Source organism: Rhizobium sp. P32RR-XVIII, assembly GCF_012641395.1.
GTDB lineage: Bacteria > Pseudomonadota > Alphaproteobacteria > Rhizobiales > Rhizobiaceae > Rhizobium.
Window position 1 is genome coordinate 16,835 of record NZ_JABAIH010000014.1, and the last position, 22,583, is coordinate 39,417.

Genomic DNA, 22,583 nt, shown 5'->3' on the forward strand with positions numbered 1-22,583 from the left:
CCGCGACTTCCTCCTTGATCTACGAACGCTGACGCGCTCAGGCGATCGGCTCCATTTTTCCGCCAGTCGGAATGTTGGGAGCCGTGGCATTTTCGACGATGACGAGATCATAGCCCTTGCCGCCCTGCTTCAGCCGCCACTGGCCTCCGACAAGCGGCGTCTTGGCGACATTCTTCTGGGCGAAGGGCGGCAGTTTCTCGTTGCCCCAGGCGATTGGGCCGACGAGCGTGTCGAGCTTTGTTTCGCCGATGACCTTGGCGACAGCCTCGCCGTCGCTTGGATCGTCGGCGCGTTTCATGACATCGACCGCAAGCTCGAACAGGGCGTGCGCAAATCCGATCGGCTGCGTCCAGGGCCTGCCCGTTGCTTTGGTGAAAGCATCGGCAACCTGAGCGGCAGTCTCACCCGTCAGCGACGACTTGAAGGGGTGGCTTGGCGTCCACCAGACCTCGGTCGAAAGATTGTGGCCGGAATCGCCGAGCGATTCCACCGTTTGCGGGAAAAGCAGCGCCTTGCCGACCGAGGCAACCTTTGGTTTGAAGCCTTGCTGCTTCGCCTGGTTCCAGAAGGTCGTCAGATCCGGTGGAATGACGACACCGGTGACGATCTCGGCGTTCGCCTGCTTGAAGGCGTTGATCTGCGCGGAGAAATCATCCGAAAGGTTCTGGAAGCGGCCGGGATCGGTCAGCGTATAGCCGAGCTTCTCAAGTACCGGCGGGAAGCCCACGACCTTGTCGCCCCATGCGTTGCCGTCTCCATCGTTGGGGAACAGTCCGCCGACCTTCTTGTTGGTCTCGACCTGGCCCCACATGCCGGTAAAGACGGCGATGATGTCCTCGAGCCCCCAGAAGAAGTGGTAGGCGAAGTTGAACGGCTTCCAGGAACTAGGGTCGCCGGGATTTGCCTGCTGGCCGATGAACCATGGCTGCCACGGCGCTACCGTGGAAATGCAGGGCATCTCTTCGGCTTCGCAGGTCGTCGACACCGGGTTGGTGGTTTCGGGCGTCGAGGAAACCAGGACCAGGTTCACCTCATCGGTAACAATCAGTTCCTTGGTCACCTCGGCGGCGCGATTGGGATTGGACTGGCTGTCCTTGACGACGACCTCATAGTCGAGGCCCATCTTCTTGGTCGTCGCCAGAAAGTTGTCGATCACGAACTTGTCCGCTTCGCCAAAGGCCGCGAGCGGTCCGGTTTGCGGACTGACGTAGCCGAGCTTGATTGAGCTTTTCTGTGCGAGCGCCGGCAATGCCAGCCCGGATGTCGCGGCAAGCACGCCGGTGGCCGCAGTCTGTTTCAGGAATTCGCGTCTCGTTGTCATTTCATTCTCCTCCCACTCCCCTTGTATGACGAGTAATTCTCCGGGCGTCGCCCCTCCCAGGCCTGCTGCAGCAACGCACGGATCGATGACCGGTCGATCGGCCGCGGATTCCAGTAGGGATTCTCAACGGCAATCTGGCCCGCCTTATCGAGATCGGCTTCGGTGAGGCCGAGATCGCGGAGCGCCAGCGGCGCGCCGATCGATTTCGCGAAATCCCAAAGCCCGCCGCCGACCGAACCTCCGAAAATCTCCGCCACAGGCTGAAAAAGGTCTGGCACCGCGACGGCATTAAAGGCCGCAGTGTGCGGCAGCATGATCGCATGCGTCTCGGCATGCGGCGTATCGAAAGTGCCGCCAAGCGTGTGACAGATCTTGTGATGCAGCGCCATGCCGACCGTCCCAAGGACCGTGCCGCAGAGCCAGGCGCCGTAGAGCCCTTCGGCCCGCGCCTCGATATCGCTTGAGGCCACCATGATTTTTGGAAGTGCGGACCGGAAGGCGCGCAAGCCCTCGATGGCCATAACGGTCGAGATCGGGTTGCGATCCTGCGCGTAGAGCGCTTCGACAGCATGAGCCATAGCGTTCAGGCCCGAGGTCATCGACAGGCCGACCGGAAGACCGGTTGTCAGCGTGGCATCATAGATCACCACCTCGGGCAAAATCTTCGGATCTTTCACCGTCGTCTTGCGGCCGCCCTCGGTTTGCCCAAGGATCGGCGTGACCTCCGACCCTGCGTAAGTCGTCGGAATGACGATCTGCGGCAGCTCCGTGCGATAAGCAATGGCCTTGCCGAGCCCCGTTGTCGAGCCGCCGCCAAGCGACACCACGCAATCGGCTTGGCTTTCGGCAACCACTTTCATCGCCGTCGCGGTGACATCGACAGGCGTGTGCATGACCGCACCGCTGAACACGCCGACGGCAAGCGAACCCAGCCGCTCCGCCAGTGCCTCGGCATCCGCCTTCTGCTGGGGAGTCGAAAGCACCAGAGCACGCTTGCAGCCCAGCTTCTTGATCCATTCGCCGGCGGTGGCGCTCTTGCCTTCGCCGAAGACGATATGGGCAGGACTGCCGCTATAAACGAAATTGCGGCTCATGCCCCTGTCCTCTGTCTTGCCCGGACCATGACGAAGGTCAGGTCTACCCGCCATGAGCCTTCGCCCTGCCGCTCAAATGTGCGCACCAGTTCCGGCTTGACGCTGAAGATCGCATCCTCGGCGAGATGGGGGTCACTCCCGTCGTAAATATGCGTGGTGATTGTCTCGAAGCCCGGCGCGTTGATCATGAATTGAAGATGGGCGGGCCTGCTCAGGGGATAGCCTGCCTGCCTGAGAAGCTTTCCGACCGGGCCGTCATCGGGCACACCGTAGCCGCAGGGCTTGATCGTCCAATAATGAAACCGTCCGTCGTCGTCTGTTTTAAAACGGCCACGTAAATTGAATTCCGGCTGCAGGTCCGGCTGCTGGTTCTCGTAAAACCCCTGCGCATTGGCCTGCCAGGTAATGATCTCGGCACCGGCAACGGGATCACCATCCAGGTCCTGGACGCGTCCAATGACCTCCAGCTTTTCGCCGACGCCGTCAAGCGAGATGTTCCCGCCGGAAGCCACTTGCGGCACGTCAGCACGAAAGAAAGGGCCGCGGACGGTATTGGGCGTCGCCGTCTTAGGACGGCGTGAATTGATTTCCTCGACAAGCGCCGAAGCCCCGAGCAGGTCCGAAAGCAGCACCCATTCCTGCCTCCGCTCATCACTGGCGTGACCAACATCGGTGAGGAATTCGATGACCTTGCGCCAGTCGGCCTGCGTAGGCCGCAACTCGCGGATGATCGCATGAAGATGCGCGACTGCCACCGCCAAGACTTGGGGCAGGATGTCGTCGTTCGATTGCAGAAGTCGCTGTGCGAAAATCTCAGACGAAGTAGTCTCGCTGAAATTCAGCGCCATTGGACCCGGCGTCATGCGTCTCCTCCAAGGCATGGGTAGTGGAGAAGAAGTTAGCGCAACATCGCGACGCTGAGATGATTTTATTCTTGTTTAATATATCATATCGTTATGAAGATAGACGAACGCCACCTTATCCAACTCGCCGCGGTGGTTAAAACCGGCGGCGTCACCGAGGCAGCGGCGCTGCTAGGCCTCTCGCAGCCAGCCGTCTCGCGCACACTTTCCATGCTGGAAGCCAGGATCGGCGAGCCGCTCTTCATCAAGGGACGCCGTCCACTGCAGCCGACGCCGCTCGGACGGGCGCTCGCCGATCATGGACAGACGATGCTTTCGGCGTCACGCAAGGCATCTGATGTCATTGCGAGCTTTCGCGTCGGCAACAGTGGCGTCGTGCGGGTCGGCGGTACGCCCTTCTTCATGGATGCGCTGATCGCCGGCATGATCGCGGAGTTTCAAAATCTTCATCCGGACGTGCGCATCGACCAGTCCTATGGTTACTTCCCCGATCTGCGCGCAGCACTCAAGGCTGACCAAATCGACATCGCCATTTGCCCGATCGATATTCTGGACGAGGGATCGGGGCTGGAGTTCCAGCAGATTTTGCCCGGACGCAACGTCGTCGCCTGTCGCGTCACACACCCATTGCTCCTGAAACGCCGGCTGCAGCCGGCGCATTTGCTCGAGTATCCTTGGGTGGCGCCACCACCGGGTAGTCCGCTTCTCGCGGACTTGCGCAGCATGCTGCTTTCTTTCGGCGCAACTGAAATCAAGATTCGTTATTCCGGCGGCTCACTCATGAGCGTCATCAACTACATGAAAGCAGCGGATGCCCTGACCGTCCTGCCGCACAGCGTCGTCTTTGCGCAGCGCAACGACCGATCCATCACCGCATTGCCTGTCTCCATCCCGCATCCCGAACGCGCACTCGGCCTGTTGAAGCGCTCCGATGCGCCGCGGACACCCGCTCTCGATAACTTCGCGCGCCATATCCGCATGGGCTTCGACAATCTGAAGCACCTTATCAAGCGGCATGAGCAGTCAGTCGTCTGGGGCGGTTAGCGTGTTTATGACGAGCCGACGCGGTTGAATGCGGGGAGATCGCTGATCAGTCGGTTGACTTCGGAAGCCTCGCTCCGCGTCACTTCCATCATCACCTAGACAGCGCCGAGGTCCTGATAGCTCGAATGAAGCGCCCAGTCGCCTTCACTGAACCTGTCCGTGGCGAAGTTATGCTGGTGCCAATAGGGATAAACATAGGCCGGCCGGCTGACCAGGTTGAGCCTTTCGAGCTCCTCCGGAGACAGCTTCAGATCGACGGCGGCGATATTGTCCTTGAACTGCTGTTCGGACAGCCCGCCCACCACGAGGGAAGAGACGCCTGGGCGCGTCAGCGTCCAGGCAAGCGAAACCTGCGCAACGCTGACACCACGTGCCTTGGCGATATCGCCCAGCACATCGACGATTTGCCAGAGGCGCTCCTGGTCGCGGATTGGCGGTTCCGTCCAGCCGGCCGCCTGGCGCGACTGTTCCGGAGCCCGGTCACGGCCGAAAGCCCCCGATAGCAGGCCCGCGGCGAGCGGGCTCCAGACCATGACACCCAATCCCTGATCGACCGATATCGGCAGCAGTTCGTATTCGGCTTCCCGCGCTTCCAAAGTGTAATGGATCTGCTGCGTCACGAAACGCGGAAGGTTCCTGGCATCCGCGACGGCCAGGGTTTTCATGATGTGCCAGCCGGAATAGTTCGAGCATCCGATGTAACGGATCTTGCCTTGTCTCATGAGGATGTCGAGCGCCGAGAGCATTTCCTCCAGCGGCGTCAAACCGTCCCATTCATGCATGAAGTAGATGTCGATATGATCCGTGCGGAGCCTCCTAAGGCTTCGCTCACACTCGCGGATCAGATGATAGCGTGACACGCCTTCGTCATTTGGCCCGTCGCCGATGCGCATGCGTGCCTTTGAGGAGATCAGGACCTGATCGCGCTTGCCTTCCAGCGCCTCTCCGAGAATCTCCTCCGACCGCCCGAGCGAATACATATTGGCCGTGTCGAAGACATTGACGCCGCCGTCGATGCAGCAATCGATCAGCCGCCGCGCATCCTTGGCATCCTGGTTCGCAACCATCGCGAAAGGGCCGACGCCTCCGAAGGAAAATGTACCCATCGTAATGGCGGAAATCTTCAGGCCGGAACGGCCAAGGGTCCTGTATTCCATTGCGTAACTCCTGGATGAAAATGCTGCGTGAAATTTCCGGATCTGGCCTCAAAGCACGGCGAGCAGGCCGGCGACATGGGCCATGCCCAGTTGCGGACTTGTCAAAACGGGAACATCTGGCGCCTCGTTGACGGATGAAAGCGCCTGTGCCATCGAAGCCTGCGCCAGGACGACGAGTTCGACGGATGCGGCAAGATCGCGATAGCCGTCGATGACAAGGCGATCGTGCCCTGTCCGGTCACCCGTCGCGAGCCGCTCAAATGCGCCTTCACACAGGCGGGACGTGATTTCGCAGCCTTTTCCTGCGGTCGCAGCAGTCTCTTCCAGGAGCGCCCTTGTCGGCTCCAGCGTCGTTGGCAACGTCGCAAGGACGCCGATTCGTTTTGCCCGGCGGACAGCCTCGACCGCCATGCCTCGATCGATGCGAAAGAGCGGAACCGACGATAGCGGTCGGATCAGGTCGACCGCACCGCCGAGCGTGGAACAGGTGACAACGATGGCATCCGCGCCGCCCTCCGTTGCCAGGAATATATACTGGCTGAGCCTTTGCATGGTCTTTACCGAAAGCGCGCCGTCCCGGATCGTGTTCTTCAGGAGGCTTTCATCGGCGATGTTGAAACTCGTCCAGTCGGGCAGGATGGCTGCAGCAAGCGGGCGAAAAGTGGCTGCGAGATCGGGTACGGTATGGATGAAGGCAAGGGATGGCATTTAAAGCTCCTCCATTCGAATGCCAGCCAAAGACTTTGCGCCGGCTAGTTCGCCGGCTGTTTTTTGCGCGTGCGGGACCTGTGGCTCCCCTGCCGGCGCTCCGTCTGCGGTTCAGAGCGGGAATCACTTGACCGGACAACGAGTTCGGCGCCGACAAGGACCTTGACCGGCGGCTGCGGATCGGCCGCATTGATCAGATCATCAAGCACGGTCACTGCGAGATACCCGATCTTGCGCTTGGAGACCTCGATGGTGGTCAGCGGCGGCTCGATCGTCGCACTTTGAGGCAGGTTGTCGAAACCGATGATCGAAACCTCATCGGGAATGCGAATACCGAATTCTTTCAATGCCTTGATAAAGCCGTAAGCAATGATGTCGTTCGTGCAAAAATAGCATTCGGCTAGGTCGATCCCGGTTTCCAGTAGCGCGCGCGTGTCGGTGTAGGCGCCCTCATGAGTCGATTCGATCGAGATGATGTCGCTTTCTCTGACCTTAAGTCCAAGCCGCGCCATGTTCTTGAAGAAGGCATCCCGGCGAAGCCGGAAATTGGTCGTGTCGACATGGCTGGCGACGAAGCCGACCCGGCTGAACCCGTTTGCCTGAAAACGCGACAAGACCTTGTAGACGGCATCTTCGTTGTTCATGTCGACGAAATTGGCATCCACGATGTCGTAGAACGTATCGATGAAGACGGTGGGAAACCCCAGGCCCTGTATGAGGCGGATGTCGGCTTCGGAAAGTTCCGTCCCGAGTGCGATCACGCCGTTGATCGGCGCCCCGGCCAGGGATTCGGCCACAGCGCTGATAGGCTGCCCCTCGAAGCTGACAACCTCCAGCGTGTAGTTCCGCCGGGTCGCTTCCGCCGACATCCCGTCTATGTAATCCGAGATGAAGACGCTGTGATCGCGGTTTACCGTGTGGCCGTGCTTGGAGATTTTCAAAAATCGAAGCGTGTCGGTCGGCTCGCTTCCGCCTTTGGCACTGCGCGGCACATAGTTGAGGCTGGCCACGGCTTCCAAGACGCGCGCGCGAGTAACGCCTGAGATATCGCCCTTGCCATTCAGCACCAGAGATACCGTGGCGGGAGAAACGCCCGCTACGGTCGCGATGTCGCGGATCGTCAGGGTCTTTTTCACGTTCATGCTGCTCTTAAAAATATGAAAAATGCAATATCGGGCGGCTCTTGTTTAGTAAACAGACGTCGCTGTTTGCGCTCAGCGTTAAGGCAAAATCGCGCACCATGCAATCCAAATCCGCCAAAAACCCCCTTGCTAAGCGGTTTTCCCTTTGCTAACTCTTTTAGTAAAGCATAGCTAAGTTTACTAAACATGGGAGGAGACCATGCGCAGAACTGGCGGACAGCTGGTCATGCTCGTTGCCATCAATTGCCTGTTGCTCGTTCTGGGCGCGGCAATATCCGATGGGTCGTTCCTTTCGCTTTTTAATCTACAGTCGATGGCAAGCCAGGTGCCTGAAATCGGACTGCTTGCCATTGGTGTGATGTTGGCGATGTGCGCCGGCAATGGCGGCATCGATCTCTCGGGTATCGCGCTTGCCAATATGTCGGGCGTGCTGTCGGCCGTCATCGTCGGGTCATTCCTGTCAAGCAGCGAAAGCCCGCTGATGTTCAGCCTCGCCTTCATGCTCGTCGCACTCACAGCCGGTTTTGCCGGCGGAGTGATCAATGGCCTGCTGATTTCGCGTTTGAACATCACGCCGATCCTGTGCACGCTCGGCACCCAGATGGCTTTCACCGGGCTTGCGGTCGTCATCTCCGGCGGAAAGGCCGTGACCGTCGGCAGTCCCGACCTTTTGTCGCGCATCGGCAACGACATGTTTGCCGGCGTGCCGATCAGCTTCCTCATCTTTGCAGGCGTTGCCGCCCTGATCGCCGCAGCCTTGAAATTCACGCCTTATGGCCTGTGGCTGATGCTGATGGGCACCAATCCCAAAGCCGCCGTCTATGCCGGTTTCCCCCGCAACGCGGTGCTTGTCGCGACCTATGCCATGAGCGGCACGCTATCCGGGCTGGCGGGCATCATCATTGCTGCGCGCAATGTCAACGTGAAGTTTGACTACGGCAGCTCATATCTGCTGATCGCGATCCTGATTGCGGTCATGGCGGGCGTGAAGCCGGAGGGCGGCTATGGCCGTGTGATCTGTGTCGTGCTCAGCGCCATTGCCCTGCAGCTGATGTCCAGCCTCCTGAACTTTGGCGGACTTTCCAACTTCGTGCGCGATTTCGCCTGGGGCCTGCTGCTTCTGGCATTTCTTGCCATCGGTCGCCATGACCTGGTCGGCTTCCTGTTCCGCGGCAATCGCCAGCGGGTCGGTTCGGGTGCCAATCCCTCAAGCACCAGAACGTAAAATCTGAGGGAGTTCTAGCGTGGAGGAAATCATGAACATGAAATCGAAGCGGTTCCTGGCCGGATCCGTGTTCGCAGCGGCTCTTCTGGCGGGATCTGCGGGTACTCTGGTGGCGCAGGAAAAGCCGGTTATCGCAACCGTCGTCAAGATCAGCGGCATTCCGTGGTTCGACCGCATGAACACCGGCGTCGACGCGTTCGCCAAAGCTAATCCGGATGTCGTCGCGAGCCAAAGCGGCCCGGCAACCGCCGATTCCGCCCAGCAGTTGCAGATTATCCAGGACCTGATCGCCAAAGGCGTGAACGCGCTTGCCGTCGTGCCGATGGACCCGGCCGTTCTGGAAGGAACCCTCAAGCGCGCGATGGATCGCGGTGTCGTGGTCGTCACCCATGAGGCCGACAACCAGATGAACACCAACGCTGACGTCGAGGCCTTCGACAATGCCGATTATGGCAAGGCGCTTAACGCGCGTCTCGCCGAGTGCATGGGCAAGAAGGGCAAATGGACCACCTTCGTCGGTTCGCTCGGCAGCCGCACACATATGCAATGGGTGGGCGCGGGTGAGGAAAACGCCAAGCAATATCCGGACATGGAGCTGGTCGATCCGAACAACGAGTCCTTCGACGATGCGAACGGCACTTACGAGAAGGCCAAGGAGATCCTGCGCAAGCATCCCGACATCAAGGGCTTCCAGACCTCCGCCGGCAACGACGTTCTCGGCGTCGGTCGGGCAATCGATGAGGCCGGCCTGACGGGCAAGGTGTGCCTTGTCGGCACGGGCCTGCCCAATCCCTCCGCCGATCTCCTCGAATCCGGCGCTATCACGGCGATCGGCTTCTGGGACCCGCAGAAGGCCGGCATGGCGATGAATGCCGTCGCCAAGCTGCTGCTGGCCAAGAAGGAAGTGACGGACGGCATGGACCTCGGCGTCGAGGGCTACAGCAAGGTGACGGTGAAGAAGGGGCCTGGGGCAGGCCTGCTTGTCATCGGCAATGGCATGGTTCTGGCCGATAAGGCCACCTATAAGGACCACCTCTTCTAATGGCACTCCCAAGCCAGCCGGGGATCTCGTTCACGAGGTCCCCGGTCGTCATGCATTGCCGCATCATTTGCGGCAGGAATTTCTGACAGAGGATTTCCACGTGTCGGCAAACCCGAACAGCGAACCGCGCTCGAGCCGCTTCCTGGAGCTGCGCAACATCCAAAAATGGTTCGGCGGCGTGCATGCCCTCCGCGGCATCAACCTCACGCTGGAACTCGGCCAGGCCTATCATCTTCTCGGTGAGAACGGCTGCGGCAAGAGCACGGTCATCAAGATCATGTCCGGCGCAATCGAGCCCAGCAGTGGCGAGATCGTGCTCGACGGCCAGACCTTCTCCTCGCTGACGCCGATTCAGTCGTTGAGTGCAGGCATCGAGACCGTCTATCAGGACCTGTCCCTGCTTCCGAACCTGACAGTGGCGGAGAATGTTGCCCTCAACGAGCAGCTTGTCCGAGCAAACGGCAGGCTTGCCAGGCTCTTCGACCGGACGCGCTTGCGGCAGACGGCGGAGAAGGCGCTTGCAACTGTCGGGCTGCCGACCGATCGCGCATTTCTGAACACCATCGTCTCCGAACTGCCGTTGGCAGCGCGCCAGCTGGTCGCCATCTCGCGCGCAATAGCGACCCAGGCCAAACTGGTCATTATGGATGAACCGACGACCTCCCTGACAAGGCGAGAGGTCGACAATCTGATCCGCGTGGTCGACCGGCTGCGCTCCGAGAACGTGGCGGTGCTTTTCGTCACGCACAAGCTCGACGAATGCTACCGTATCGGCGGCCATGCCGTCGTCTTTCGCGATGGGCAATGCGTCGCTCAAGGTCCGATCGAGACCTATACCAAGACGCAGCTTTCCGAACTGATGACCGGGCGTCTCATCGACGCCGAGCGCTACCGCACCGGTAAGCCTGGTGCTTCCGAGCTCTTCAAGGCAAACGCGCTCCGCTCCACAGGCTTTGAAGACATCGATCTCACCCTCCGCAAAGGCGAGATCCTGGGCATTACCGGACTTGCCGATTCCGGCCGAAATGAGCTGGCTCTGGCGATCACCGGTGTTGCCCCGGCGACGTCCGGTTCGCTGACGCTCGATGGCGAAAGGGTTTGCATTCGTCGCCCAAGTGACGCCATTGCCCACGGTATCGGCTACGTTCCGGAAGATCGGCTGGCGGAAGGACTGTTTCTCGACAAGTCAATTTTCGAGAACGAGATCGCTCTGATCGTCACCAAGCTCAGCAACGGGTTGGGTGTCGTCGACAAGAGCGAGGGCCGCTCCATCGCAGCGCGGCTTTCGGAGGAAATGCGGCTCAATACCAAGGATCTCGACCTGCCGGTCGGAGCGCTTTCCGGTGGCAACCAGCAGCGCGTTCTGATCGGCCGGTGGCTCACCATCGCTCCGAAGCTGCTCGTGCTGCATGGACCGACCGTTGGTGTCGACGTCGGATCGAAGGACACGATTTATCGTGCCATCCAGTCTCTGGCGGAAGCCGGCATGGGTCTTATCATCGTCAGCGACGACCTGCCCGAACTCCTGCAGAACTGCGACCGTATCCTGGTGATGAACAGCGGACGCATCGTGTCGGAGTTCGGCGCCGAAGAGGCAGAAGAAGATCAGCTCTACAAAGCCATGCTGACTTCCAAGACGGAGAATGTCCAATGACAACGTCACAGGTCGAGGAGCTTCAGGAAGGTTCCGCCACCAGCCGCTCCTTCAGCCTTGGAGAGCTCATCCGCAAGCGGCCGGAATCGATTACTTTCTTTCTGCTGGTGGCAATCTGCGTCATCGTTGCCGTGATCAACCCCGACTTCCTGCAGCCATCGACTTTGGTCGATATCGGTCGTGCCAGCGTGGTCATGGGGCTGTTTGCGCTCGGTGTATTCATCATCCTGGCCGCCGGCGGCATCGATGTTTCGTTTACCGCCATCGCTGCCTCCACCATGTATTCCATGACCGTGCTTGTCCTGAACCATTTCCCGGGCATGCCGATCGTCGCGATCCTGTTGATCGCGACGGCGGGCGGAGCAGTGCTCGGCATCATCAACGGCCTGCTCGTCCATCATCTCAACGTCCCGTCTTTGATCGTCACCATCGGCACGCAATATCTGTTCCGAGGCTTTCTCCTGTCCTTCATCGGCACGGTCTGGATCATGTCGCTGCCACCGCAGATGGGCGCCTTCGGCCGCATGCCGCTCTTTCAGTTAGAGGCGGCCAACGGGGCGCTGATCACGCTGCCGGTCTACTTTCTGATCCTGCCTGTGGCGGCCGTCATTACCTGGTGGATCTTGAACCGAACCCTGATGGGCCGCGCGATCTTTGCGATGGGCGGCAATGCCAATATCGCAAGCCGTCTGGGCTACAACCTCAAAACCGTTCACATCTTCCTGTTCGGTTATGCCGGCGCGCTAGCCGGGCTCGCAGGCATCATCCATGTCTGCGCCAACCGCCAGGCAAATCCTTTCGATCTGGTCGGCACCGAAATCAACGTCATCGCGGCCGTCGTGCTTGGCGGGGCGCGCATCACCGGCGGCACGGGCACGGTGCTGGGCACCATCCTTGGCGTTCTACTGGTCGTGGTCATCAACAGCGTACTCGTCATGGTCGGCATTCCAAGTACCTGGCAACGGCTGGTGGTCGGAAGCTTCATCCTTCTGGCCGCGGCGTTCTTCGTGACCCGCCAGCGCAAACGATAAAATCCCAATCAAAGAGGAATCCATGAAGAAGTTTCTGAACGATCCGGTCAATTTCGTCGATGAAATGCTGGAGGGTATCTACAAGGCTCACCCTGATGTCACCTATGTTGCCGATGACAAGCGCTGCCTCGTGACCGCCAAGCCGAAGGCCGGCAAGGTCGGCATCGCAACGGGGGGCGGCTCCGGCCATCTGCCGCTGTTCCTCGGTTATGTCGGCGACGGCATGCTGGATGGAGCAGCCGTTGGCGGCGTCTTTCAGTCGCCGAGTGCCGAGCAGATGCTGCAGGTTACCAAGTCCATCGACCAAGGCGCCGGCGTTCTATACATCTACGGCAACTACACCGGCGACATCATAAACTTCGACATGGCCGCCGAACTCGCCGATCTCGACGGTATCCAGGTCAAGCAGGTGGTGGGCAACGATGACGTCGCCTCCTCCGTAGTCGGCGAGGAGCACAAGCGCCGCGGCGTCGCCGGCATTTTCTTTGTCTACAAGGCCGCCGGCGCCGCTGCCGCAAAAGGCCTTTCGCTCGAGGAAGTGACCCGCATCGCCGATAAGGCGAGACTGCGCACCCGCACGATGGGCGTCGCCCTTTCCAGCTGCGTCGTGCCGGAAATCGGACATGCGACGTTTTCGATCGGCGATGACGAGATGGAAATCGGAATGGGCATTCACGGCGAGCCCGGCATCAGCCGCAAGAAGCTCGCTACCGCCGACAACGTGATCGATGAGATGATGGAACGCATTTTCGCCGAGCAGGACTACCAGCGCGGCGACGAGGTCGCGGTTCTGGTGAATGGCCTGGGCGGCACGCCGATGGAAGAGCTCTACATTCTGTACCGGCGCGTCTCCCAGCTTCTTGAGGAGCGCGGCGTGAAGGCCAAGCATGTCTGGGTCGGCGAGTTCGCAACCTCAATGGAAATGGCCGGCGCATCGATCTCCGTTCTGCATCTCGACGCCGAGCTGGATCCATTGATCGGCGCACCGGCCAACACTCCGTTCTTTAAGCACCATTCAGCCTGAGGACATGATAATGGACGCGATCAAAGCATCCGATCTGATCACGCTTTTCGAAGCGTGGAAGACGCTCTTTGCCGAACAGCGCGACTTTCTGATTTCCCTGGACGGCAAGGTCGGCGACAGCGATCTCGGCATCACGATGAGCAAGTCCTTTGCCGCAGCGGCCGAGACCGTCGCAGCCGAAGGCGAAGCAGCGGGCATCGCCAAGCTTCTTCGCAGCGCCGGAGCCATCATGGCAAGGACTGCACCATCGACCATGGGCACGCTCACCGCCACGGGTTTTCTGCGCGCCGGCAAAGCGTTGGAAGGGGCAGAGAGCCTTGGCACGGTTGAGATCGCGGCGTTCTGGCGCGCCTTTCGCGATGGCGTAGCCGAACGCGGCAAGGCCAAGGTCGGCGATAAGACGCTTCTTGACGTCCTCGATCCGATCGCATCGACTCTGGAAGCGGCCGCGGCCGCCGGCAAGCCGCTCAAGGAGAGTCTTGCTTCCGCGACCGCTGCGGCCGAAGCGGCTCTTGAGGGCACCAAGGCGATGGTAGCGCAGCACGGCAAGGCTGCGGCATTCCAGGAAAAGACCGTCGGCCTTCAGGATGCCGGCGCGACGGTCGGTTTTCTCATCATCGAACGCATGTCCCGCTTCGTCGCGTAAGACCGCATGCGAGAGATCGCCGGGCTGCTCGGGATCGTCGAGCAGCCCGGCCACTTGCTTAATCGCATCTTAGCGGTTCGCGGCCACCGCCGTGAGCAGACCTGTCAGAGGCGACGGCTCCCGCGAAGATAGGTCATAGACACAGGGCGCCGCGAAAACCGCCGCGACCAAAGCACAGATCATCATCCGTTTCATCTTACCCTCTCCTGGATCGGCAAACATCAGATAAACGCGAACTCGACATGAATATTGCCGCGCGTCGCCTTCGAATAGGGGCAGGTCTGGTGCGCTTCGTCGACGATCGCACGGGCAACCTCGGGCTCGATGCCCGGTAGGCTGATGTTCAGCCGCGCCTGGAGGAAGTAGGCATCGTCGGTCGTTCCAAGATCGACTTCCGCGTCCACCGCCGTATCCGGCGGCAGTTTGAATTGGCGTCGGCCAGCGGCTTTGGTCATCGCACCGATGAAGCAAGCCGACCAGCCAGCGGCGAAGAGCTGTTCCGGATTGGTGCCGGGCTTTCCACTGCCAGGAGGCGAGAGCTTGACGTCGAGCTGCTTATCGTCGCTGCGTGCGAACCCGTCGCGTCCGCCGGTCGTCCGGGTCTTGCCAGTATAGAGAACTTTCTCGATCCTCGTCATGAGGCACTCCTTTGTTTCGCCGCCACCTGGCGGCATCTGCTGACGGGAGTGATTTGCCGGACCGGCGTATCCGGCATGTTTCCAGAAATGCCGAAAATGTACCAAAACGTAGCGCCAGCCGAGACGGATAGTTTTTGCCTGCAACGCGCAGACCACCGGACCGGCGCACTCGCGATTGCAGGCGCAGAAGTTCATGCCTACGCGGTCCAGGCCGCCAGGCGAGCCTTTGCGGCTCTTTACTCTGCATCTTCGCAACACGGCCTGTCCCCCGCCAATCGCGGACTTAAGCGGGGATCTCGGCCTAGGCGAGCACTTCTCCGCTGGATTTGGCTATTTCGAAGGATCGCCGCGGGGTGTATAGCTGACCATGGGAACCCCTTCCGGTTTTTGGGGAATTGGGGCGCCCGAAAAAGGGAGGCTTCGAATGACCGCCTCGAGACCCCTGAGAGTCACGCGTACTCACGCCAGCCGCGCCTGCATCCTGGGCCTCATTGGCCTTGGACTTTCTTCCTGTTCGCCCGCCATCTTGAATTCAGTCGGTCCCGTGGGCGCGGGTAATGCAACGATTCTGATAGATGCTACGGTGATCATGCTGGCCATCGTCGTTCCGACGATCCTCCTCGCCTTCTGGATGGCCTGGCGCTATCGGGCCTCGAACCCGGATGCCGAATACCTCCCGTACTGGTCCTACTCCGGCCGCATCGAGGCCGTTGTCTGGTCCATCCCGATCCTCACAATCATGTTCATCAGCGGCCTGATATGGATCGGTTCCTACAAGCTCGACCCTTTCAGGCCCTTGCCGTCGGAGACCCCGCCGCTGGAGGTGCAGGTCGTGTCGCTCGACTGGAAATGGCTGTTCATCTACCCGCAACATGGGATCGCCACGGTCAACCAGTTGGTGGTGCCGACGGGCACGCCGGTCCGTTTCTCGATCACGTCTGCCAGTGTCTTCAACGTCTTCTTCGTACCGCGCCTGGGATCGATGATCTACGCCATGCCCGGCATGGTTTCGCAGTTGAACCTGCAGGCAGACAGCTCGGAGACGCTCCTGGGAATTTCGGCGCAGTTCTCCGGCGACGGCTTTTCTGACATGCAGTTCGAAGTGCGAAGCCTGCCGGCTGCCGAGTTCATGCCTTGGGTCGACAGCGTCAGGAACACGGGCCCGGTGCTGGACCAGGCCGCCTATGGCGAGCTGCTGCAGCAGAGCCAGCGCGTGCCGCCGTCCACCTACCGCGCTACGGATCCCCACCTGTTCGACGCCGTGGCGAGCCAGAAGATCCCGCCAGGCCCGGGACCAAAGCCTGAGGCTCCGGAGCATGCCGGACGCGAAGTCTCTACCGGTGGAAAGGATTGATCATGTTCGGAAAGCTCAGCCTTTCAGCAATCCCATTTTCGCAACCGATCCCGTTGATCACGTCCGCCGTCATAATTCTCATCGGGCTTGGTGTGTTGGTCCTAATCACCATAAGAGGCTGGTGGCCGTACCTGTGGCGCGAGTGGATCACGAGCGTCGACCACAAGCGGATCGGCGTTATGTATTGCCTGCTTGGTGTCGTGATGTTGATCCGCGGCTTCGCCGACGCCATCATGATGCGAACGCAGCAGGCCGTGGCGATCGACGCTCCAGGCTATCTGCCCCCTGAGCACTACAACCAGATCTTCACCGCGCATGGCACGATCATGGTCCTGTTCGCGGCGATGCCGCTTGTACTCGGTTTCATGAACTTCCTGGTTCCGCTGCAACTTGGCGTCCGCGACGTGGCCTTCCCGACCTTTAACTCGGTCGGCTTCTGGTTGACCGCTAGCGGCGCCCTGCTCGTCAACGTCTCGCTTTTGGTCGGCGAGTTCGCCCGCACGGGCTGGCTGCCCTACCCGCCCCTCAGTGAGACCACGTATTCGCCGGGCGTTGGCGTCGACTACTATCTCTGGGCGGTCCAAATTTCAGGGATCGGCACCCTGATCACCGGGATCAACATCGTGACTACCGTGCTGAAGATGCGCTGCCGCGGCATGAGCTACCTGCGGATGCCAGTCTTCTGCTGGACAGCACTCGCGTCGTGTCTGCTGATCGTCGCCACCTTCCCGATCCTGACCGCTACACTTGCCATGCTTACTCTCGATCGCTACGTCGGCTGGCACTACTTCACGAACACCGCTGGCGGAAACCCAATGATGTTCGTGAACCTGATCTGGGCGTGGGGCCATCCGGAAGTATACATTCTCGTTCTACCGGCCTTCGGCATTTTCTCCGAGGTCTTCTCGACATTCTCGGGCAAGCCGCTGTTCGGCTACCGGTCCATGGTCGCGGCCACCTTGTTCATCTGCATCGTCTCGATGATGGTGTGGCTGCATCATTTCTTCACCATGGGCGCGGGCGCGGCGGTCAACACGTTCTTTGGCATCTCCTCGAGCATCATTGCCGTTGGGACCGGCGTAAAGATCTACAACTGGATCTTCACGATGTATGGCGGTCGAGTGCGCTTCGAGACCCCAATGCTGTGGTCCATGGGCTTCATCTTCACCTTTATCATTGGTGGTTTGACCGGTGTGCTGCTTGCCATCCCACCTGCCGATTTCATGACCCATAACTCGATGTTCCTGGTGGCGCACTTTCACAACGTCATCATAGGCGGTGTCGTGTTCGGCATCTTTGCAGGCGTGGAATTCTGGTTTCCCAAAGCCTTCGGGTTTCGATTGCACGCAGGCTGGGGCAAGGCCGGCTTCTGGCTCGCGTTCATCGGCTTCTGGGTGACGTTCACACCCCTCTACGTGCTGGGCCTCGACGGCATGACACGGCGCCTGCAACACATCAACATCGCCGAGTGGGGGCCATGGCTTTACGTCTCCGTGGTCGGTATCGCAATCCTCATCCTCGGCGTGATCTCGCAGATCGTGCAACTCGTCGTCAGCATCCGTGACCGTGACAAGCTGCGCGACGTGACCGGCGATCCCTGGGATGGACGCTCCCTCGAATGGGCCACCCCGTCGCCGCCGCCCTTCTTCAACTTCGCCGTGATGCCGAATGTCGAAGGAGAGGAGGCCTATTGGGGAATAAAATTGCGCGCCGTGGAAACACAGCAACTGTCCCCGGAGCCGACCTATGTGCCGATCGAAATGCCGGTGAACAGCCCAGTGGGAATCTATACGGCATTCTTCTCCACAGTCTTCGGCTTTGCAATGATCTGGTACATCTGGTGGCTCGCCATCGTCGCTCTGGTGGCGGCCTTCGTGGGCTTCGTCGTCTTTTCCTGGCGTGACGTCCACGAGTTCGAGGTGCCGGCCGACGAGGTGGCGCGGGTGGACCGTGCCCGACGTGCGGCGCGCGAAGCTCTTCTCTATCGCCTGTCCCAGCAAGGGGCTCTGCCATGACCGACACCGGATTGCCCGCCAGCGTCGAGGCCATTCGCCGCGTTCGTGAAGATCCGCACAGGCTGGGCCATCGCGCCCACGGCCCAACAGAACCCCTCGAAGGCACGGGCCAGGGATCGACGGGCCCGGCCGGGAAAAGGATCCTCGTGGGCTACGGCTTCTGGATATACCTGCTGAGCGACATCGTCATCTTCTCCTGTTTCTTCGCGGCGTTTGCAGTTCAACGAGGAGCCACAGCGGGCGGCCCCACGATCGCGGAAATCGTCGACGTCCGCCGGGTGGCCTTCCAGACCGCGGCGCTGCTGCTCTCCAGCTATGCCTGCATGCTGTCCTTCGCAGCGACCAACGCGAGAAGCCGCCTCTGGACGCAGGTATTCCTCCTGATCACCGGCCTGCTGGGACTCGTGTTCGTCCTGCTCGAACTGCAGGAATTCATCGAACTGGCCAACCGGGGCATCACACCGCAACGCAGCGGCATGCTGACGTCATTCTTCGGCCTGGTCGGTCTGCACGGGCTGCATGTCACTGCCGGCGGGCTGTGGCTTGCGACCATGATGGCGCAGGTTCAGATCAAGGGCTTCCGGCGCGAGATCATCCACCGTCTGATCTGCTTCAATCTTTTCTGGCATGCGCTTGATATCGTCTGGATCGGCATCTTCACGATCGTCTACCTTATGGGGAGCGGCACATGAGCAATCTCGAATCCGACCCGCCTCTTCACGCCGGCGCATTGAACCCTCGGGAAGACCATTCGCCGGGAGACGAGCCTCCGGAGGACAGCGGCCATTGGGTGCTTAACGCGAACCTGGGTCTCAGCTTCTCCATCCTGCTTACCGCTGCGGCCTTTCTGCTGGCTGGCTCGGATATCATCTATACCCCGGCAATTCCTGTCGCTCTCATCGTGCTCGCCATCGCCCAGATGGGCGTCCATCTGGTGTTCTTCCTCCACATCACCACGGGCCCCGACAATACCAACAATGTGCTGGCGTTGGCGTTTGGAATCCTGGTGGTCTTCCTGATCGTGGTGGGATCGATCTGGATCATGGCCAACCTCAACCAGAATCTGATGCCGATGGATCATATGCTGCAAATGCAGCCATAGGCATTGTGGGCAACCGGGGCCCTTGCAATGGTTCAACTGAAGGGCGCCAGCTTGCCAACACTGGCAGCGGGGCATGGCGTTAAAACGCCAGGTTTAAAATTCAGTCTCGCGACTATGATGCCGCGAGACTGAATTCCCGGCCGGTCAAGTAAAAACGGGCAGAACGCGTCGCTGGTTCAACAGCCAGTCACCTGGTAGCCTGACGGAACGATGTGAACCCGTACTGCTTCGGCTGAGGGTTCTCCTGCCGCAGCGTCCGCAACATATCCTCATACTCGCGTTCGACTTCCGGCGTTACGGACGGCCGGACTTCTTGAAGCGCCTTTGAGAAGTGCTCGTTGGTTACCTGCGACACATCCATTGATTCACGCAAGGCGATCAGCCCCGCGCGGCGCGTAAGGTCTTCAAGGTCTGCACCGGTGAACCGCTCAGTTTTCTCCGCAAGATCATCGAGCTGAACGTCGTCGGCAAGCGGCATTTTCTTGGTATGGATGCCCAGAATCTTCCGCCGCGCTTTTGCGTCAGGAACAGGAACATAGACCAATTCGTCGAAGCGGCCAGGGCGCAAGAGTGCCGGATCGAGAAGGTTCGGACGGTTCGTCGCCGCCATAACCACGACACCCTGCATATCCTCCAAACCGTCCATCTCGGCGAGCAGCGTATTGACGACGCGTTCGGTCACCGCTGGCTCACCAAGGCCACCGCCCCTGACCGGAGCCAGAGAGTCGATCTCGTCGATGAAAATGACCGTGGGAGCGACCTGTCTTGCTCGCTCGAACAATCTTGATACCTGTTGCTCAGACTCGCCATACCACTTCGAGAGGAGATCGGACGATTTAGTCGCCACAAAGTTAGCCTCCGCCTCGCGCGCGACCGCCTTGGCGAGAAGCGTTTTGCCTGTACCTGGAGGCCCGAAAAGCAGGAAGCCCTTGGCAGGCCGGATACCCAGCCGCTTGAACGATTGAGGAGAACGCAAGGGTAGCTCTACGCCCTCCTTGAGCTTGACTTGGGCCTCGTCGAGACCGCCAACGTCTTCCCAGCGAACATTGGGGGCCTGGATCATAATTTCACGCAGTGCCGAGGGCTGTATTCTCTTCATCGCGGAAAGAAAATCGTCCTGTCCGACCGCCAGGTTTTCAAGAACTTCGGACGGGATCCCGTCTCGGAGATTGATGTTCGGCAGAACGCGCCGAAGAGCATCCATGGCCGCCTCGCGAACAAGCGCACCAAGGTCTGCACCCACGAAGCCGTATGTCGTGCGTGCTATCTCATCGAGATCGGTGCCTTCTGCAAGCGGCATGCCTCTCGTATGAATGCCCAGCACTTCGCGGCGTCCGTTTTGGTCCGGAACACCAATGACGATTTCCCGGTCAAAGCGACCAGGACGGCGCAGTGCCTCATCGATGGCATCGCGCCGGTTGGTCGCTCCGATCACAACGATGTTCTGGCGGGGCTCCAGGCCATCCATCAGCGTCAGCAGTTGGGCAACGATCCGTCGCTCGACCTCACCGGTGACCTGCTCGCGCTTGGGCGCAATGGAGTCGATCTCGTCTATGAAGATAATCGAAGGGGCATTTTGGGACGCTTCCTGGAAAACCTGCCGCAACCGTTCCTCGGACTCGCCATATCGGCTGCCCATGATTTCCGGTCCCGCGATGTGATAGAAGTTCGCCTCCGTTTCGTTGGCCACCGCTCTTGCCAGCAATGTCTTGCCAGTACCGGGCGGACCGTAAAGTAAAACGCCTTTGGGCGGATCGATGCCCAGACGCTGAAAAAGCTCCGGATGCCGAAGCGGCAGTTCCACCATCTCGCGCACCTGAGCCACTGAGGAACCCAGGCCGCCGATGTCATCGTACGTCACATCCGCACGCCTGGCCTCCTTTGGTTCTTCGAACTGAGGACGAAGCTCTACGACCGTTCCCTCGTTCATCTGAACTATGCCGCGCGGCTGCGTGGACACGACGACAAGCCTGATCTCCTGAAGCCCGTAGGCAGGAAGATCGATGAGGCCACGAAGGATTTCGTCCGAACCTCGGTCCCTTCCGCCGATCCGCTGTTGCACGGACGTCGACACGACGTCGCCAGCCACCATTGGCCGACGAAGGAACGTTCTTTGAAGAGCCTCACCCGATCCCTGCAGCCGCAGGTTTTTCTGTGCGGGCGCGAGCACCACCTTTGTGGCAGGCCGAGCTTCGGCTTTTCGAACTTCAATATGATCGCCGCTAGTCGCACCAGCATTCACTCGCTGGAGCCCGTCCAGTCGAACGATGTTCAATCCCTCGTCTTCGGGATATGGCCGCATTGCAATGGCGGCCGTGTGCCGCTTTCCGACCAGTTCTACAAGATCCCCTTCTTTGACGCCGATCTTGCTCATCACCGCCGACGTCAGTCTCGCGACGCTGGCCCCAGCGTCTTGGGGCCGCATGTTTGCGACCTGCATTTGGATGCTCGATTCTTCGGACACGTTTAGCCTCTCTTATTTCGTCGAGATCATTATCACTTAGAAGATGATTGCTGCCTGGAAAGTGCTCGGGGCGAAGTTTGGCGGAGCATCTTGGATGAGATGCAAAGGGAGGCGGTCCAGCCGGAGGACCAATGGGACTCAACTTCTGCTAAGATGGCCCCTGCTCAGCTCGCTGCCATCAGCATATCGGGCCGCCTGCTGTATCGCCGCCATGCGCTCGGAGTCATTCCCGTGGCCCGCCGGAAGATACGCGACAGATGAGCTTGGTCTGCAAGGCCACAATCCAGGGCAATTTCGCTCAACGGAGCGTCGGTATGCGCCATCTTGTGCTTGGCGTGCTCCACCCTTCGGCTCAAGATGAAGTTATGTGGTGAGGTGCCGAAACTGACTTTGAATGCCGCTGAAAAATAGCTCGTGCTTAACTTTACCAACTGAGCGAGATCGTCGAGCGATATTGAGTTCGACAGGTTTTCTTCGATAAACCGCTTAAGTCTGTTTACTTGCCACGGAGCCAAGCCGCCTACGGCAATCCGCTGCCGTTCGTTGTCGGCATCCACCAATCCGTATGGGCGCAGGAGATTGGAAGCTTTCTTGATCAGGTCGATCGCGATCGCCTCATCGCGTTCCACGCACGTTATGGCGTGCATGACCAGGCGGGATACTTCGTTCGATGTGTCCGTATTAATTTGACTGAAGTTCAGCGGAACGTCGTTCGTGAGAACAGCGGTGCTGGTAGGCATCATCGGTCTCTCCATAACTCGTAAAGTGATGTTTACGGGTTGATATTGAAGCGAATCCCGCCTTGAACAATCGTACGATCATCGTGTTTTGCTAGACATCAGTTCTAGCGGACCATACCTTCGTATGATTGCTGTCCTTTCGCCTTTCTCTGGGAATCGCTGAAATCCCCACCAAGCGTAGGACGATTTCGGAAGGTTGCTGCTCTGTGGCATGAGACCGAGCCGCCGAGAACCAAGGCTCAAGCAGACCAAGCTTCGAAGCGATTCCGAACTGCTGATCCGGCAGCGCAGATTCTTTGAGATAAAATCTCCTGCGATC

General features: G+C 59.8%; 20 protein-coding genes. 11 read left to right on the forward strand and 9 right to left on the reverse strand.

The window, feature by feature from the left end:
* Positions 1-37 precede the first annotated feature (37 nt).
* Genes HGP14_RS27215 through HGP14_RS27225 form a run of 3 tightly spaced genes read right to left on the reverse strand, consistent with a single transcriptional unit; the run spans position 38 to position 3,278 of the window.
* Complete coding sequence (locus HGP14_RS27215; RefSeq protein ID WP_168832989.1) at positions 38-1,321, reverse strand: ABC transporter substrate-binding protein; 1,284 nt, start codon at positions 1,319-1,321, stop codon at positions 38-40.
* Positions 1,318-2,415, reverse strand: a complete 1,098-nt coding sequence (locus HGP14_RS27220; RefSeq protein ID WP_168832990.1) for a maleylacetate reductase — start codon at positions 2,413-2,415, stop codon at positions 1,318-1,320. The genes HGP14_RS27215 and HGP14_RS27220 overlap by 4 nt, the downstream gene beginning before the upstream one ends.
* Positions 2,412-3,278: a dioxygenase gene (locus HGP14_RS27225; RefSeq protein WP_168832991.1), complete on the reverse strand. Its 867-nt coding sequence runs from the start codon at positions 3,276-3,278 to the stop codon at positions 2,412-2,414. The genes HGP14_RS27220 and HGP14_RS27225 overlap by 4 nt, the downstream gene beginning before the upstream one ends.
* A 93-nt stretch (positions 3,279-3,371) precedes the next feature.
* Between HGP14_RS27225 and HGP14_RS27230 the strand changes: the two genes are divergently transcribed.
* Positions 3,372-4,322: a LysR family transcriptional regulator gene (locus tag HGP14_RS27230; protein WP_168832992.1), complete on the forward strand. Its 951-nt coding sequence runs from the start codon at positions 3,372-3,374 to the stop codon at positions 4,320-4,322.
* A gap of 95 nt (positions 4,323-4,417) precedes the next feature.
* Here the strand turns inward: HGP14_RS27230 and HGP14_RS27235 are convergent, their stop codons facing one another.
* The 3 genes from HGP14_RS27235 to HGP14_RS27245 are packed head-to-tail and all read right to left on the reverse strand — an operon-like array spanning position 4,418 to position 7,329.
* Positions 4,418-5,479 carry an aldo/keto reductase gene (locus HGP14_RS27235; RefSeq protein ID WP_168832993.1) on the reverse strand — a complete coding sequence of 354 codons (1,062 nt, stop codon included), beginning with the start codon at positions 5,477-5,479 and terminating at the stop codon, positions 4,418-4,420.
* A gap of 48 nt (positions 5,480-5,527) precedes the next feature.
* On the reverse strand, positions 5,528-6,187 hold the full coding sequence (locus HGP14_RS27240) for an aspartate/glutamate racemase family protein (protein ID WP_168832994.1): 660 nt from the start codon (positions 6,185-6,187) through the stop codon (positions 5,528-5,530).
* A gap of 44 nt (positions 6,188-6,231) precedes the next feature.
* Positions 6,232-7,329: a LacI family DNA-binding transcriptional regulator gene (locus HGP14_RS27245; RefSeq protein WP_168832995.1), complete on the reverse strand. Its 1,098-nt coding sequence runs from the start codon at positions 7,327-7,329 to the stop codon at positions 6,232-6,234.
* Between the two features lie 199 nt (positions 7,330-7,528).
* Between HGP14_RS27245 and HGP14_RS27250 the strand changes: the two genes are divergently transcribed.
* The 6 genes from HGP14_RS27250 (at position 7,529) to HGP14_RS27275 (ending at position 13,951) form a co-directional block, all read left to right on the forward strand.
* Complete coding sequence (locus HGP14_RS27250) at positions 7,529-8,554, forward strand: ABC transporter permease (RefSeq protein WP_168832996.1); 1,026 nt, start codon at positions 7,529-7,531, stop codon at positions 8,552-8,554.
* Between the two features lie 31 nt (positions 8,555-8,585).
* Positions 8,586-9,596: a substrate-binding domain-containing protein gene (locus HGP14_RS27255; RefSeq protein WP_168832997.1), complete on the forward strand. Its 1,011-nt coding sequence runs from the start codon at positions 8,586-8,588 to the stop codon at positions 9,594-9,596.
* 100 nt (positions 9,597-9,696) lie between these two features.
* Positions 9,697-11,250, forward strand: coding sequence for a sugar ABC transporter ATP-binding protein (locus tag HGP14_RS27260; protein ID WP_312862193.1), 1,554 nt, complete (start codon positions 9,697-9,699; stop codon positions 11,248-11,250).
* Positions 11,247-12,281 carry an ABC transporter permease gene (locus HGP14_RS27265; RefSeq protein WP_168832998.1) on the forward strand — a complete coding sequence of 345 codons (1,035 nt, stop codon included), beginning with the start codon at positions 11,247-11,249 and terminating at the stop codon, positions 12,279-12,281. The genes HGP14_RS27260 and HGP14_RS27265 overlap by 4 nt, the downstream gene beginning before the upstream one ends.
* A 22-nt stretch (positions 12,282-12,303) precedes the next feature.
* Positions 12,304-13,305: a dihydroxyacetone kinase subunit DhaK gene (locus HGP14_RS27270; RefSeq protein ID WP_168832999.1), complete on the forward strand. Its 1,002-nt coding sequence runs from the start codon at positions 12,304-12,306 to the stop codon at positions 13,303-13,305.
* Positions 13,306-13,315: 10 nt separating this feature from the next.
* Positions 13,316-13,951, forward strand: coding sequence for a dihydroxyacetone kinase family protein (locus HGP14_RS27275; protein ID WP_168833000.1), 636 nt, complete (start codon positions 13,316-13,318; stop codon positions 13,949-13,951).
* Positions 13,952-14,172: 221 nt separating this feature from the next.
* Here the strand turns inward: HGP14_RS27275 and HGP14_RS27280 are convergent, their stop codons facing one another.
* On the reverse strand, positions 14,173-14,589 hold the full coding sequence (locus tag HGP14_RS27280; protein ID WP_168833001.1) for an organic hydroperoxide resistance protein: 417 nt from the start codon (positions 14,587-14,589) through the stop codon (positions 14,173-14,175).
* Positions 14,590-15,013: 424 nt separating this feature from the next.
* Here HGP14_RS27280 and cyoA point away from each other — a divergent pair, with 424 nt between their 5' ends.
* Genes cyoA through cyoD form a run of 4 tightly spaced genes read left to right on the forward strand, consistent with a single transcriptional unit; the run spans position 15,014 to position 19,060 of the window.
* Positions 15,014-15,943: a ubiquinol oxidase subunit II gene (gene cyoA / locus HGP14_RS27285; RefSeq protein ID WP_168833002.1), complete on the forward strand. Its 930-nt coding sequence runs from the start codon at positions 15,014-15,016 to the stop codon at positions 15,941-15,943.
* A 2-nt stretch (positions 15,944-15,945) separates the two neighbouring features.
* Positions 15,946-17,958: a cbb3-type cytochrome c oxidase subunit I gene (locus HGP14_RS27290; RefSeq protein ID WP_168833003.1), complete on the forward strand. Its 2,013-nt coding sequence runs from the start codon at positions 15,946-15,948 to the stop codon at positions 17,956-17,958.
* Positions 17,955-18,650: a cytochrome c oxidase subunit 3 gene (locus HGP14_RS27295; RefSeq protein WP_168833004.1), complete on the forward strand. Its 696-nt coding sequence runs from the start codon at positions 17,955-17,957 to the stop codon at positions 18,648-18,650. The genes HGP14_RS27290 and HGP14_RS27295 overlap by 4 nt, the downstream gene beginning before the upstream one ends.
* Complete coding sequence (gene cyoD / locus HGP14_RS27300) at positions 18,647-19,060, forward strand: cytochrome o ubiquinol oxidase subunit IV (RefSeq protein WP_168833005.1); 414 nt, start codon at positions 18,647-18,649, stop codon at positions 19,058-19,060. The genes HGP14_RS27295 and cyoD overlap by 4 nt, the downstream gene beginning before the upstream one ends.
* Positions 19,061-19,247: 187 nt before the next feature.
* On the opposite strand, the gene HGP14_RS27305 is transcribed toward cyoD, so the two are convergent.
* Both HGP14_RS27305 and HGP14_RS27310 read right to left on the reverse strand, forming a co-directional pair.
* A complete protein-coding gene (locus HGP14_RS27305) occupies positions 19,248-21,500 on the reverse strand; it encodes a CDC48 family AAA ATPase (protein WP_168833085.1) in 2,253 nt (750 codons plus the stop codon).
* A 188-nt stretch (positions 21,501-21,688) separates the two neighbouring features.
* Positions 21,689-22,267 (reverse strand): AraC family transcriptional regulator, encoded by a 579-nt coding sequence (locus HGP14_RS27310; protein WP_246704605.1) that lies wholly within the window; start codon positions 22,265-22,267, stop codon positions 21,689-21,691.
* Positions 22,268-22,583 lie beyond the last annotated feature (316 nt).